This is a genomic window from Flavobacterium araucananum (genome assembly GCF_002222055.1).
In the GTDB taxonomy this organism is placed as follows: domain Bacteria; phylum Bacteroidota; class Bacteroidia; order Flavobacteriales; family Flavobacteriaceae; genus Flavobacterium; species Flavobacterium araucananum.
Window position 1 is genome coordinate 70,197 of record NZ_MUGS01000034.1, and the last position, 14,934, is coordinate 85,130.

At 35.6% G+C, this 14,934-nt stretch carries 9 protein-coding genes; 5 read left to right on the plus strand and 4 right to left on the minus strand.

Translation table 11 applies throughout. The annotated features are described in order from the left end of the window. Nucleotides 1-411 precede the first annotated feature (411 nt). Nucleotides 412-1,458, plus strand: coding sequence for a beta-ketoacyl-ACP synthase III (locus B0A64_RS15970; protein WP_089480498.1), 1,047 nt, complete (start codon nucleotides 412-414; stop codon nucleotides 1,456-1,458). 470 nt (nucleotides 1,459-1,928) lie between these two features. Beyond that, the gene (locus B0A64_RS15975) at nucleotides 1,929-4,841 is read left to right on the plus strand and encodes a S8 family serine peptidase (RefSeq protein WP_089480499.1); all 2,913 of its coding nucleotides are present in this window, start codon (nucleotides 1,929-1,931) and stop codon (nucleotides 4,839-4,841) included. A gap of 59 nt (nucleotides 4,842-4,900) precedes the next feature. Here the strand turns inward: B0A64_RS15975 and B0A64_RS15980 are convergent, their stop codons facing one another. Both B0A64_RS15980 and B0A64_RS15985 read right to left on the minus strand, forming a co-directional pair. Then, nucleotides 4,901-6,478 (minus strand): Na+/H+ antiporter, encoded by a 1,578-nt coding sequence (locus tag B0A64_RS15980; RefSeq protein WP_089480500.1) that lies wholly within the window; start codon nucleotides 6,476-6,478, stop codon nucleotides 4,901-4,903. A gap of 20 nt (nucleotides 6,479-6,498) precedes the next feature. After that, nucleotides 6,499-7,395: a helix-turn-helix domain-containing protein gene (locus tag B0A64_RS15985; protein WP_089480501.1), complete on the minus strand. Its 897-nt coding sequence runs from the start codon at nucleotides 7,393-7,395 to the stop codon at nucleotides 6,499-6,501. A 199-nt stretch (nucleotides 7,396-7,594) separates the two neighbouring features. Between B0A64_RS15985 and B0A64_RS15990 the strand changes: the two genes are divergently transcribed. Then, nucleotides 7,595-8,575: an aldo/keto reductase gene (locus tag B0A64_RS15990; protein ID WP_089480502.1), complete on the plus strand. Its 981-nt coding sequence runs from the start codon at nucleotides 7,595-7,597 to the stop codon at nucleotides 8,573-8,575. A 267-nt stretch (nucleotides 8,576-8,842) separates the two neighbouring features. Here the strand turns inward: B0A64_RS15990 and B0A64_RS15995 are convergent, their stop codons facing one another. Both B0A64_RS15995 and B0A64_RS25220 read right to left on the minus strand, forming a co-directional pair. Further along, nucleotides 8,843-10,309, minus strand: coding sequence for a glycoside hydrolase family 130 protein (locus B0A64_RS15995; protein WP_089480503.1), 1,467 nt, complete (start codon nucleotides 10,307-10,309; stop codon nucleotides 8,843-8,845). Between the two features lie 348 nt (nucleotides 10,310-10,657). Next, nucleotides 10,658-10,801 carry a hypothetical protein gene (locus B0A64_RS25220; protein WP_165769831.1) on the minus strand — a complete coding sequence of 48 codons (144 nt, stop codon included), beginning with the start codon at nucleotides 10,799-10,801 and terminating at the stop codon, nucleotides 10,658-10,660. Nucleotides 10,802-11,101: 300 nt separating this feature from the next. Here B0A64_RS25220 and B0A64_RS16000 point away from each other — a divergent pair, with 300 nt between their 5' ends. Then, nucleotides 11,102-14,284 carry a fibronectin type III domain-containing protein gene (locus B0A64_RS16000; RefSeq protein WP_089480504.1) on the plus strand — a complete coding sequence of 1,061 codons (3,183 nt, stop codon included), beginning with the start codon at nucleotides 11,102-11,104 and terminating at the stop codon, nucleotides 14,282-14,284. Next, entirely contained in the window at nucleotides 14,285-14,722 is a 438-nt protein-coding gene (locus tag B0A64_RS16005; protein ID WP_089480505.1) for a hypothetical protein, read from the plus strand. It abuts the gene before it with no gap. Nucleotides 14,723-14,934 lie beyond the last annotated feature (212 nt).

The window sequence follows — 14,934 nt, forward strand, 5'->3', positions numbered from 1 at the left end:
ATTCCGGACTCTTTTAAAATGATAAAAAATAAGTAGAAGGGAAATTTCTTAAAGATGAAATTTTCCTGATATTGTAACCTCGTCCCTGATCAGGCCGAGGTTTTTTTGTAATAACTTTGATCGCCACCGTACGATTATAGCTTTTCTGCACCATTAACAACAAAACCAAACACCTTCATTAAAGGGATAAAGAAAAAAATTAACAGTTATTGTGCGGATATTTTAGAAATTTCATCGCAAAAATAGGGTTTGCGAGGTTGTTTTGTTAATAAGCGGCAAATCAGAATTTTAGGATAGGTTTAAGGGTTTGACTATTGTCTTTTCCAAATTTCTACCGTTATTTTGTAATCTGTTTTTATGTGACAAAAAAACAGCAAAAGAAAGGAATCAAAATAACAAAAACAAAAAAAAATGAAGGCAACAATTACAGCTATAGGTGGCTTTGTACCAAGTTCTATACTTAGTAATGAGATGATTTCAAAAATTGTTGATACTACTGGAGAGTGGATAGAAAAAAGAACAGGTATAAAAGAACGAAGAATAGCCAAGGATGAAAATCAGGCGACCTCTGACCTTGCTTGTGCTGCAATCGAAAATTTATTAGAAACTTATGATATAGATCGTTTAGAAATTGATGGTTTGGTACTGGCAACTGCCACACCGGATCATCTGTTAACGCCTACAGCTAGTAAAGTATGTCAATTAAGCGGATTTACCAATGCATTTGGATTTGACCTGAATGCAGCTTGCAGTGGCTTTTTGTATGCTCTCGAAATGGCAACTACGATGATCGAAAGCGGACGATATGAAAAAATTATTGTGGTTGGAGCAGATAAAATGAGCTCGATAGTAGATTATGAAGACCGTAATACTTGTATTCTTTTTGGCGATGGTGCAGGAGCAGTGCTTTTAGAGAAAACAACATTAGATTATGGTGTGATGAAAAGTATTTTGCGAACAGATGGTAGTGGTACATCTGCTTTGATGGTACCTGCCGGAGGTTCTAAAATTCCTGCAAGCATGCAGAGTATTGTACACAAACAACATTTTATAAATCAGGAAGGAGCATTTGTGTTCAAACGAGCAGTCGAATCGATGACAAATGTTTCTAAAGAGGCTCTTGCCGGAAATAACCTGAATGTCGAAGATATTGACTGGGTGGTGCCACATCAGGCTAATCTTAGAATTATTAATGCCGTAAGCGAAAGCCTGAATATTCCAACTGAAAAGGTAAAAGTAAATATCGAACGATACGGTAATACCACATCTGCAACGATCCCGTTATGTCTTTGGGATTTTGCAGCTGATTTTAAAGAAGGTCAAAATATATTGATTACGACTTTTGGAGCTGGTTTTTCATGGGGTGCTACTTGTGTAAAATGGGGCGTGATGAGAAAACACAGAGATTCTCATTCCAGAAAAAAAGATAAAGAACTTGAGCACGATTTGATGTATTAATACAGGAATTAATCGAAGCTCTGGTTATTGATTATTTCGCTTAATTTATAAAGCAAAATTTAAAAATAACCTAAAATTCAAAAAGTCCCATTCGCAGCTGCGAATGGGACTTTTTTGCTTTAAAATCCTAATGAATACTTACAAAATTAAGCCTTAGATTTCTTAAGGGCTTTGTTTTAGCCTGCTCGGGTATTTTTTTAATAAATATGCAATATGTTTTAAATCAGGTATTTATACGCTGATGTATTTCGTTTAGTTTAACGATTTTTGTGTGTTTAAAATAAAATCTTACAAAATAACACTACTTTGTAAGTAAATAAAACGCTTTGTTGCTATTCAGTCTACTCTTACAATAATTCTGCCTATTTTCTAATCCTTTAAAACCCTAAAATTATGAAAACAAGAAGTCCCCCAATTTTTTACAAAGATTTTGAATATGAAAAAATGATTAACCCCTTAAATCAAATCTTATGAAAAATTTATACAAAATTGCCCTCTTTTGTGTCTGCGGAATTGGTTATTCGCAAACGCAAAATGATATTGAAATTATTAAATCGAATACCAATCTTTCAGAGCTCGAATCTTTGAGTGTCAGGTTCAAATCAGAATCGGATAAAAACAAAGAAAGAGCCGTTAGTCTGGCGAGAACCAATGGCTGGAGTATCACTTATATTAATAAAGATGGTACACAAAGCGAATTGATAGATGTTACTGCCGACGGGAAATTTCCGGTTTATTTTACTCCTGAAAATGTTAACGCTGCAAAATCTACACGAGCCAATTATTTGAATTCCGGTGGTGGTTTAGGACTTAATCTAAACGGACAATCGATGACGGCTTATGTCTGGGACGGGGGCGCTACGCTACCTACTCATAATGAGTTTGGCGGCAGGGTTTCTATTCTTGACGGAGTTACTGCTATTAATCCGTCGAGTAACAATAGCCAGCATGCCAATCATGTTACGGGTACTATTGTGGCAGCAGGATCTGTGGCAGCAGCAAAAGGGATGGCCAATCAGGCAAATGCTAAAACAAATGACTGGAATAGTGATCTCGCCGAAGCAACAACAGCTGCTGCAAACGGAATGTTACTCTCGAATCATTCGTATGGCTGGGCTACCAGAAATAGTGCAGGAGCAGTTTTAATAGCACCATGGCAATTTGGAGCCTATCAGACTATTGCAAGAGATTGGGATAATGTGATGTTCAATGCGCCGTATTATCTGATGGTCAAAGCTGCCGGAAATGACGGAGGTGATAATACCGCCAATACAAGTCCGTTAGGGGGTTTTACTGCTTATGATAAGCTAACAGGATTTGGTACCTGCAAAAACAATCTTGTTATTGCCAACGCCAATGATGCCGTTATTAGTGCTACAGGAGCATTGACAAGTGTTACAATTAATGGATCCAGTAGTCAGGGACCTACAGATGATTTAAGAATCAAGCCCGATCTTACCGGAAACGGAACTTCTGTATATTCGACAGCGACACTTACTTCGCCTACGATTACACCGCTAATAAATACCAGTTATGGTAATGCAACCGGAACTTCTATGGCATCGCCAAACGTGACCGGAACATTGCTTTTGTTGCAACAGCATTATAAAAATCTAACCGGAAATTTTATGCGTGCAGCAACCTTAAAAGGATTGGCTTTGCACACTGCAGACGATGCGGGAGCTGTAGGTCCTGATGCTATATTTGGATGGGGTTTGCTAAATGCAAAATTTGCGGCAGAGACTATTACAAAAAACGGAACATCGGCAATTATTCAGGAAAGTACCCTGGCTAACGGAGGAACTTACACACTATCTGTAACATCAGATGGTGTAAATCCGCTGATAGCTTCAATTTCCTGGACAGATCCTGCCGGAGTAGCTTATTCTGGAAGTACAGCTAATATTGGCACTGCAAAATTGATCAACGATTTAGACATTCGTGTAACCAACTCGGCAGGAACGAATTTTCCGTACAGATTATTAACAGCAACTACAAATGGTTTAGGCGATAACACCAAGGATCCTTTTGAACGCATTAGTATTGTTGGGGCTGCGGGCAATTATACCGTAACAGTAACCCACAAAGGGACTTTGGTAAACAGCAGTCAGAAATTTTCGGTTATTGTAACAGGAATTGCTGTACCGGATTTGTACATAAAAGACAGACCTTATGATATTGGATTACAGCCAAATCCGGATTCAGGACCTATGTGGATTAGTGAGGACATCTGGGTAAGACAAAATATTGATGGTGGTGTGGTACACGAAAATCCGGAATATAAAGTGAGTTCACCAAACGGAGTTTACATAAAAGTATACAACAAAGGAACTGTTGCAAGTACTGCAGGAAAAGTAAAACTTTATTTTGCAAAAGCTTCTTCAGGCTTGACATGGCCTACAAATTTTGTCAATTTTGTTGTGGGTACGGTAGTTCACGGCGATGAAATAGGAGAGGTAAATATTCCGTCTATCGCAGCCGGTGGTAATGCTACTGTAGTTATCCCTTGGTACCCGCCAAATCCTGCTGATTTTACGTATGATCAACATCATTTTTGTTTAGCCGCAAGAATAGAATCTCAGGGAGATCCTATGTTTAATGAGCAAACAAATGTAAGCATCGCTGCAAATGCAAAAAACAATAATAACATTGCCTGGAAAAATCTAAGTGTTTACAACTTAAATACAACAGATTTTGTAGCTCCTACAGCAGTATTTATTAGAGGTATTAAATCTAAAACTGTAAATATAAGATTTGCAGATAAAGGATTTAACGAAGAATTTAAAAATAATTTCTTTGATCTGGGAGGTACTATCGAAGCAACACTGGATCCAAAATTATTTGAAAGAGCAGAAGCAAACGGAAGTTTGAAAGGAGTAAGAATTCTGGATAAAAATAAAATTCTTATTGCTTCAAGAGAAGCATACATAGCAAATTTACCAATTGAGATTAATGAAACTTTTGGAATCACGTTTGACTTTAGGGTAGCAAAAGATTTCCCGGCAGATCAACAAATTGCATTAGACCTTGTTCAGGAAGATGCGAGAAGTCGCGAACTGGAAGGCGGTGAACGTTTTGCACTTGTAAAAGCAGGGAAACCTAATACGAAAGGAAATGAAATTGCCCTTACAGAAGCAGCAGAATCTCGCTTGGTTACCATTTATCCTAATCCTACAGATGGAATTCTTAAAATAAGTATAAACAATGAGGAGCAGGGAACTTTAAAAATAACCAGTATTTATAACAAAGTTGTTTTTGAAGGAAAAACGAATAAAGAACGAGAGTTTAATGTAAACATTGCAAAACAACTTCCGGGTATTTATATCGTTCAGTTTACTGCTGATAACGGAACAGTAACAACAAAAAAAATTATTAAAAACTAATTTTTTTCGTTAAGTATGAAAAATTCCATTCGCCGTTTGGCGAATGGAATTTTGTTTTTTTAAATATAGCGTAATTTCTCTTCTTCGATATCCAGATAATGCATTTGTCGTCTGATAACAGATTCGTCTAATGTTTTATCGTCTCTGTTTTTATTGATTAGCCATTGCCTTTGCTGATTTAATAAATCAAGATAAATTTCTTTTAGATCTTTACTTATTGAGTCATCATCGATTTCATTACTCAGCTGTTCCCATTTTTGAATCAATTGTTGCAATGAGGTGTTATTTTCGATATGATCGTTGTAATTTGTCTTGAGATACTCTAAAGCATATTCGGCCAATTCTTTTCGTAAAAGATTGTAGGCTTCATCACGCGGTAAAGGACTATCGTAGACATCCGTAAGTTTAATTTTTCGGATAAAGTAGGGCAGTGTTAATCCCTGAATTACCAATGTTAAAAGGATAACAATAAAAGTAATAAACAAAATCAGGTTTCGTTGCGGGAACCCATTACCATTGTTCAGGTATACGGGTATCGATAATGCAGCTGCCAGGGATACAACACCTCTCATTCCGGTCCATCCCAATATAAAAGGAGTTTTGTAACCCGGATTTCTTCTGTCGGCAACCGTGATAAAATTACGGGCGATGAGTGTAACAATTACAGCACCATACGAAGACAATATTCGGCTCACTATCAAAACAAAAGTAATCAGGACACCGTACCCAATTGCGGTTGTGATACTAACGGCTTCAAGTCCTTTTGTTATTTCGGGTAAATCTAAACCAATTAGCATAAAAACGAATCCGTTTAGGATAAAACAAAAGCTTTCCCATACATTTATGCCTTGCAAACGAGATTTACTACTTAAAAAACGGTGTCGGTTATTAGACAAAAGCAATCCGCCGCTTACTACTGCCAATACTCCGGAACTATGAACTTCTTCGGCAGCGAGATAAATAATATAAGGCGTAATAAGGGATAAAACAATATCGACATTGGCATCTGTAGGCAAATATTTATGTGCTTTCATAAAAAGCCAACCAATAAATAACCCAATTGCCACACCGCCAAAAATCATCCAGCTAAAGCTTACTGCGGCTTTATAAAATATAAATTGCTCAGTTGCTACGGCAATCATTGCAAATCTGAAAATGATTAGGGAAGAGGCGTCGTTTAGTAAACTTTCGCCTTCTAAAATTGACGAAATAGTTTTGGGCACTTTAACAAATTTCAAGATCGCACCGGCACTTACCGCATCCGGAGGTGATACGATTCCGCCCAAAACAAAACCTAAAGCCAATGAAAAACCCGGGATAAAATAATTGGCGACTAAGGCTACAGAAAGTGCGGATACAAAAACGACTACAAAAGCAAAACTCGTAATAATACGTCGCCAGCGCCACATTTCTTTCCAGGAAACTGTCCATGCCGCTTCATACAATAATGGCGGCAGGAATATAAAGAAGATAAGTTCAGGTTCGATTTTTATTGCGGGTACACCGGGAATAAAACTAATAGCCAATCCTGCCAGTACGAGTAATATAGGGTAAGCTACTTTTATTTTATTAGCCAACATAATGAGCAATAAAATAACAATTAATATACCCAGATAAAAAGGAAAATTATCAAGCATTCTTTATAATTTATAAAATTTTAGTTTAGACTTCGATATTCAATTGGCGTATAACCGGTATTCTTTTTGAACATTCGATTAAAATGCTGCGGGTATTTAAAACCCAGTTCAAACGCAATCTGACTTACAGATTTATCCGTATCAAAAATGCGTTCTTTGGCTAAGTTAATTAATTTTAGCTGAATGTGTTCCTGAGCAGATTTTCCGGTTTCTTTTTTGATTAAATCTCCAAAATAATTAGCCGAAAGATGCAAAAGCCCCGCAAAATAACTTACAGAAGGCAAACCCATATCCTGAGCCGTTTGAGACAGGAAATATTCATTTAATATGTTTTCGAATTTTGATAAGATATCAGTGTTGATATTCTCCCGCGTGATAAACTGCCTGTCGTAAAAGCGAACACAATAGTTTAATAAAAGCTCTATATTATTGGTGATAATGCTTTTGCTGTGTTTATCAATAGACTGGCTTAATTCATATTCTAATTTGCCGTACAAATCTTTTATAATTTGTTGTTCTTTTAAAGACAAATGCAGCGCCTCGTGCGAATCATAAGAAAAGAAAGAATACTGATTGATGTTTTTTGCCAGCGTAGTGCCTTTTATGAGGTCAGGATGAAATAAAAGGACCAATCCTGTAGGCAGATAATCATCCGGATTATTTATCTCAATGACTTGTCCCGGAGCAAGAAACACCATCGTACCATCATCATAGTCATAGTTATTGCGTCCGTACTTTAATTCGCCGCAATTTCCTGCTTTCAAAAATATAGCATAAAAACTAAAATGCATGCGGGTATGATTGGGTAGTGCTTTGCTGGTCGAATTATCAAATACACTTATAAGAGGATGTTGCGTTTCAACACCTTTTAATTGATTGTATTGCACAATTTTTTCAAGTTTTATAATAGGATCCATTTTGGTATTCTTTAAATTTATAGTACAAATATAGTGTACAGATTATTAGTACGTTAACCGTAGTATTCAAATCAGTAAAAATGGTAAGAATAGCAGTAATATGTATAAAAGAAAGCTTTTAATATTAAAGGAACTTTGTAGGGTCAAAATGATAGACAAATTAGTCAAAAAAATAATAATAATATAAAGAATTTAAATTATGGAAAAAAGAATATTGGGAACACAAGGATTAGAAGTATCGGCTCTTGGATTGGGCTGCATGGGGTTAAGTTTTGCTTATGGTACTGCAATAGACAAACAATACGCAATAAAAATAATCAGAGAAGCTTACGAACAAGGGATAACCTTTTTTGATACGGCAGAAGCTTACGGTATTGCCAATGAAGAGTTGGTAGGAGAGGCATTGAACCCGTTTAGGAAAGAAGTTGTTATTGCTACTAAATTTGGTTTTAAAGGCGGAAACGCGCTTAACGGACAAGATAGTCGCCCGGAAAATATCAGAGCCGTTGCCGAAGAGTCTTTAAGACGCTTAAAAACAGATGTTATTGATTTGTTTTACCAACACAGAGTAGATCAAAACGTGCCAATAGAAGATGTTGCAGGAACTGTAAAAGATCTTATACAAGAAGGAAAAGTAAAACACTTTGGACTTTCGGAAGCTGGCGTGTCATCGATACGAAAAGCCCATGCAGTACAGCCTGTAACAGCTTTGCAAAGCGAATATTCGATTTGGTGGAGAGAACCGGAATTGGAAATTTTGCCTGTACTCGAAGAATTAGGAATTGGTTTTGTACCATTTAGCCCTTTAGGAAGAGGTTTTTTGACAGGTGCAATCAATGCGAATACCAGTTTTGAAAGTACTGATTTTAGAAATTCGCTACCTCGTTTTAGCGAAGAGAACAGAAAAGCAAATCAAAAATTGATTGATCTTTTAGCCGGAATTGCTACTCAAAAAGGGGCAACGCCTGCTCAAATTGCATTGGGTTGGCTCTTAGCGCAAAAACCATGGATAGCCCCAATTCCGGGTACAACAAAATCAAACCGATTGACTGAAAACATTGGCGGAGCAGCTGTTAATCTTTCTGTAGACGATGTTAAAAAAATTGATGATGCTTTTGCTCAGACTACGATTCAAGGTGATCGATATCCTGCACATTTGCAAAAAGCAGTAGAGAAATAAAAAATAAGCTCCCAAAAGAACTTATTTAGTGTATTTTATATACAACAAACCCGTTGGGTGTAGTTACTTCATCTGTTCGCTTCGCTTGGGTAAAAAAAAAATTAACACATAGAAACATAGATTTTTTTTTAGCTAAAAAGAAGGCAAAAAGAAATACATTTCTATCACATAGCTTAGTTATGTGTATTTAAATAAGTAAAATGCCTTTTTTTGAAGGTACAAAAGCTATGTTTCGATGTGTTAAAATTTATTTCATCCAACATTTTATTATTTACTTTTCTTTAGAGCGTCGAGTAGTTCTACCAGATCTACAATTGCATAAGTCGACGAATAGTCTGATACGGCATACGGTAATATCAGGCTATTGTTATGTATAATAGCACCGCAGGAATAGACCACATTAGGAACGTAACCTTCCCGCTCGTCTTCTAATGGTGAAAGGAGCGGTTCTTTTAGTCTTCCAATTTCTTTAGACGGGTCATCGAGATCAAATAACGAAGCACCAATACAATAACGTCTCATGGTACCAACACCATGTGTTATAACGAGCCAGCCTTCGGTAGTCCATAAAGGAGATCCACAATTTCCTATTTGTGTAAACTCCCATGTATAACGGGGTTCTTGCAGGAGTATAGGAGAGTTCCATTGTGTTACTCTGTCAGAATACATAATATAATTGTTTACGCCATCGATCCGGGCGAGCATTGCATATTTGCCTTTTATTTTTCTGGGAAACAATGCCAGATTTTTATTTTGAGCACCAACACCATGGAGCGGCATTACTCTAAAGGTATAAAAATCTTCGGTCGAAATAAGTTTAGGCAATATAGCATGACCATTATAAGCTGTATAAGTTGCCATAACGCGTACAGAATCATCATCATCGACAAAACGCACAAAACGTGCATCCTCGATACCACGGCTTTCAGAATCGGATATTGGAAAAATAACCCGTTCTGTAATATCTGAATCATGCTTGAATTGTAAATCATAAAATGAATTCGCCAGCCAGATTATTTCTTCAAGTGCAGTTCTTCGTTCCTGACGAATCAAGGGATCACTTAAAGCTGTACTGACCATACTTTTTAAAACGGCGAACTCAAATTCATCCGGCAAGTCCTGCATAATCTGAGCAATGTATTTATCCTGAGTATGCATTTCGGATAACTTCAATAAAAATCGCTCTTTATTGAATAAACTTTTATGCTCAATCTCGGCTTTATCAATATTATGCCCAATTTTCATAACCTGAAGGTTGTTGTCTCTATCGAGAATTCCTCGTCTGAAAACAATAGAAGAAATATGACCTTCGCCTGTTGCCCGAAAAGAAATTATAACGCGTTTTTCGCCTGCTTCGAGACCGGACTGGTCAAAATCCTCGACAATAGAGGGGTTAAAAATTGCGGCAGATTCTATTGCATATTCCATAGTGCAATAAGAACCTATGAGCATTTTTCGATCAAGAGAGATCGCTTCATAATCAATTTGCATGGCTTCAATTAAACCTCTGATTTTTTCGCAATGTTTAAAAAATATTGCAGAAATATTTCGATGGCGTCTCGCAAATTCCCGTAACGTTTGTTCCAGGGTTTCTAATACCTGCTTTTCGTCAAGCATCATTATACGAGTCACCATTTGTTGGGTTCGTTCATCACCATTCATAAAATATCGGGCAACAACTCTTTTAGAATCAGGGGTAAATAATATATTCTTGCGTATGACGGATACTCGCATAATAAGTCTGTTTTTTTAAGTGTTATAAAAATTACTTCAGGCAGGTTACATTAAATTTGGCTTTGAAAAATGTAAGTATACCTGTTTGAGTTTACAAAATCTATCTTTATATAGGTTAAAATAATTAGGCCCAATAGGGTATTATTATTTTTAATTCTAAACAAGTTAGTGATTTTGCTAACGAAAAAAAACTTTTTTTTTAAACTTTTACGAATCCTTAACTTCTTAAGACCTGCATTATATTACAAATAGAAATTGAAAATAATGTTGTTCTTTTCTGTACTATTTATACAATAGGCCGGAGGATAAGGCAAGTTCCGGATTGCAAAAAAAAATAACCATTAGCTATTAATGATTATTTTTTGGTGTAGTAGTTTTTTTTATTTCAGTAGTAGTCTTTTCATTATTTCTGGACGATGTCGACTTTACTTCTACTTTTTTATCTGATGTCCTTGCGCTCGAAATATTGTTTTTGTGATTTGAAGTTGTCATAATATTTTTTTTAAATCCGTAATACAAACAAATTTAGTACATACAAAAACAAGACTCTTATAGAATTTATGTTGCACAATTGTATTATTATCAGATGGTTACAAAGGTAAACTATTTATGTATTCAAAGTTGTAGTTTATTAATAAGCCCATACAGCATGAAAAGGTTTTTTCGTCGCGAACTAGCCAATTGAAGGCCAATAACTAAGCCTTATCCTAACATTTTTAAAACTTTTAAGAGTATCCCTTCATTTTTTTCATTTTTAAATTACGGTTATACAAAACCATAAGCTCTCTAAAAATGAAAAAACTTTACCAAAACCTATTCTTCCTTATCGTTCTGATTTGGAGTTTAAACACGTATGCCCAACTTTATCCCGTTCAGTTAACCCCTATTTTTAATAGTCCGTACAGTTCAAAATTATCAGACTATGCTACCAGCATGGATACCAAATTTAGACTGCTAGTTAACCCAACTGATATTATGCTGTCGTACCGACAAGTACGCTTAAAATTAATCATACAAGGCAGCAGATTCAACATACAAAGTAATGATTTTATAGTAGGACAACGCCCTGTTTTTATCACTGGAGGTTCATTTGTAACCCTGACCAATGCCGATATTGGAGCCTTGTTTCGATTAGAAAACCTGCAAGGCATCACCGCAGCCCAATATGCCAATGGTTTACCTGAAGGAATGTACAATTTTTGTTTTGAGCTGTATGATTTTGTTACCAATCAAAAAATAGCTCAAAAAAGCTGTGCCGGATTGTATTTGATGCTCAATGATCCTCCGCTTTTAAACACCCCACAAAAAAACGAACAAATCGCCGCAAGCGATTTCCCGAACATTATGTTTACCTGGACCCCGCGCCAGATGAACGCTACCAATGTTTCGTACAAGTTCGAACTCAAACAGATTTTGGATCCCACACTCGACCCGCAGTTTGCGTTTCAGATGTCGCCGTTATTGTATGAGCAAACCTTGTTTAGTACCGCATTGATGTACAATTTAAGCATGCCAATACTAATCCCCGGAATGCGTTATGCCTGGAGAGTAAAAGCAATTTCGACCACAGGACTTTCAGAAAATGCAGTTTTCAAAAATAACGGCTATAGCAAAATCTATTCGTTTAAATACGCCACCAATTGTGCGCCACCCACATTTGTATTAAGCCAGTCACAAAGCCCAACCAGTGTCAAAATTACTTGGCAGGGATTGCCGGATCATAAAAAATACCATTTGCAGTACAAAAAGCAAGATGTTCGCAATGCACAATGGTTTTCTACCTATACCGTAAATACCCAAAGTCTAATCACCAACTTAGAACCCGGAGTAACCTACCAGTTTAGAGTAGGAGCAACCTGCGATCCTGTACGCGAAGAAGATCAATCGTACACCTATTCTACTATAAATACCTTTACCACCACAACAGACAACAAAGGAATAGCTGCCTATAATTGCGGTATCATACCTAAAATAGACCTAAAAAACCAAACACCACTTAGCAACCTAATACAAAGCGAAACCTTTACCGCAGGCGATTTCCCGGTAACGATTCTGGAATTGCAAGGAAAAGGTTCCTATTCCGGACGAGGATACATCATTGTGCCTTATCTGGCAGATACCAAAATTGCAGTAGAGTTTAAGAATATCACCATCAATACTGATTATCAATTGATAAGTGGTGTTGTCCAGACCAGTTATAATCCGGATTGGGGCAATGTTGTGGATGTAGATGATATTGTAAATGATTTTAAAGACTTAGTTAATGAGATCGCTGATTTGTTTGATAAAGCGAATGATCTGATAAAACAAAAAGAAGCAGGAACAATATCTCAATCTGATTTTGATAAAGAATGGGGAGAAAAAGTCATAACCAATTTGTTTGAGACCCAAGAAAAATATAAAGAATTAGTAAAAGGAGAGGGTTATTCTGAGGAAATTAAGAAAGAAATAGAAAACTTAAAAGTACCCTTAGATGATTTAGCATCAACGAATTATACAACTATAGGTGCTCAGACTCAAAAAGATCTTGATAAAGTTAAAACTTCTTATGATAAAGTCAATAAGCTTATAAGTGATAAATGCGAAAAAGACTTAACAAATGTTTTAGCTTTTCTGGCTATAGAAAAAGTTAATTATCTAAAATTATCTTTTAGTGAAGTATCTAATAATAAAGCAACAGCCCAAGGCAGTAAAGAATATCAAACCTCTGTTTATGATGAAGAAAATGGCACTTTGAAAATAACTCATTATAAAGATTGGAATAATGGTAGTAACCCAAAACAAAATTTGTTTTTGATAGAAACAAAAGATGCTGAGTTAAACAAACAAGACATAAAGTTTTTCTGGTTGAGTTATGCTCCTAATTCTGTTGATGGTCTTAAACCTGCAATTGACGCTACAATTTACATTAAAGATACTGAGCCAAAAGAAAGTGAACCTGGTTTTTGTACGAAAGACATAGCGATACCAAAAGGAGTTTCTACACAAGCCCAGTTTGCAGATGTCATGGAACAAATGGTGTTTTATAGTGCATTAGGAATGGGTTCCGTAGAAGCATTGGGAGGAATAAAAGCAACCGAATGTGTCACCGGATTTACCCTTGATGCAGGTTTTCAAATGGGGATTAATGCCATTGTAAAAAGGTACTTAAACGAAAGTTTTACAACCAAACAATTAATGCAGGAAGTTTCGATCCCTGGTGCTGCGACAAGTTGTGCAACAGCAGCATTAGTAAACCAATGCGGAACGGCTTGTGCCGGAGCCAGTGGTTTTGTAGTAGGTTTTGGTGATGATGTTTTGAACCAATTAAAAAGTGGAAAAAACCTGTCTGAAGTCGAAATAAGCCAAAGCACCTTAAACGGAATAAAACAAGGAATTTTAAATATCGTAGTTCAAAAAGTTGTTACTTTTGGGATTAGTAAGTTTTCTGCCTGGAGAGGTAAATATACCGCTAAACAGGTCGAAGAGGCGCTAGAGGATTTACAGGTAAATCCTGAGAAATATGGTTTAAGTGAATATGAATTAGCCAATTTAGTAAATAGAAGTACTAAAAAATTTGGAGAAATAGAATACGAAATACTCGTCTATAATGATAGAATAATTTGGAAATCTTTAAATAATAAAGAATTGGCTACTTGGGAAAATAGTGCAAGATTATATGGAGGTGAATTAGAATTTGATTTTAATACTGCAGGAGCGAAAGGTATTGGTCAAAAATGGACTGATGAAGCATTTGAAACTTTTGGAGATAGGGTTAAAAGTATAAAAGTAGAATGGAAAACAGACTCTCGTTACCCTAATGGAGAATCTTTAGGATATAAACAATTTAATGAAGCTTTCGATGAAACTGGAGATGAAATTCTAGCTATTAAAAGAACTCTTTTTTATCAGACTATGGAAAAAAGAGGGTATGGGATAATTCAAGATTATAGCCTATTAGGAAAAAGTGTTGTTGTAAAATTAAAAAAGAAATAGATGAAAATATTACGAATATTTAACACTTTAAATGAAATAGTTATTAGTGCAAATTTAGAGAATAATTTCAATATTTATTCTAAATTAAAGATCGACCCTAAATTAAAAGAAGTAATAAAACAGAGAATTTATTCAGAAAAAAAATTTGAAATAGATGTTGAAATATTACAAATTTTGATACCTGCATTAAATAAAAGAATTGAAGAATTATTAAAACACTCTGATTTTAATCCTTTTAAAGAAGAATTAAGAGAAAGATTTCCAGAACAATATGCAAATGAACCCTTTGTTTACGAAGGAATAACTTATTATTTGTATAATAAGGGAAGTGAGTTTTATATTGATAGCTTAATACATAGCACTTCATTTTTTAAAGAATTGTTAGAGCAACATGTGAAAATTAATAAACCTCTAAAATATTTTTACAAGGAAATTTAAAACAATTCTTTTAGTTTTTATAAATTCCCTCGCCACTCTTCGAAATTCCCGCTACTGGCTCGAGTATCTTGCTCGTGAACACACAGATGTTACATAAATTAAAGAATATAGATTCATTGAAATAAAAAGTAAACGGTATTTTGAAGCTTTATAAATTGATAATGACAGAGATAAAAATAGGTTTTCATTATTATTGGAAAGGGTACGAAGTC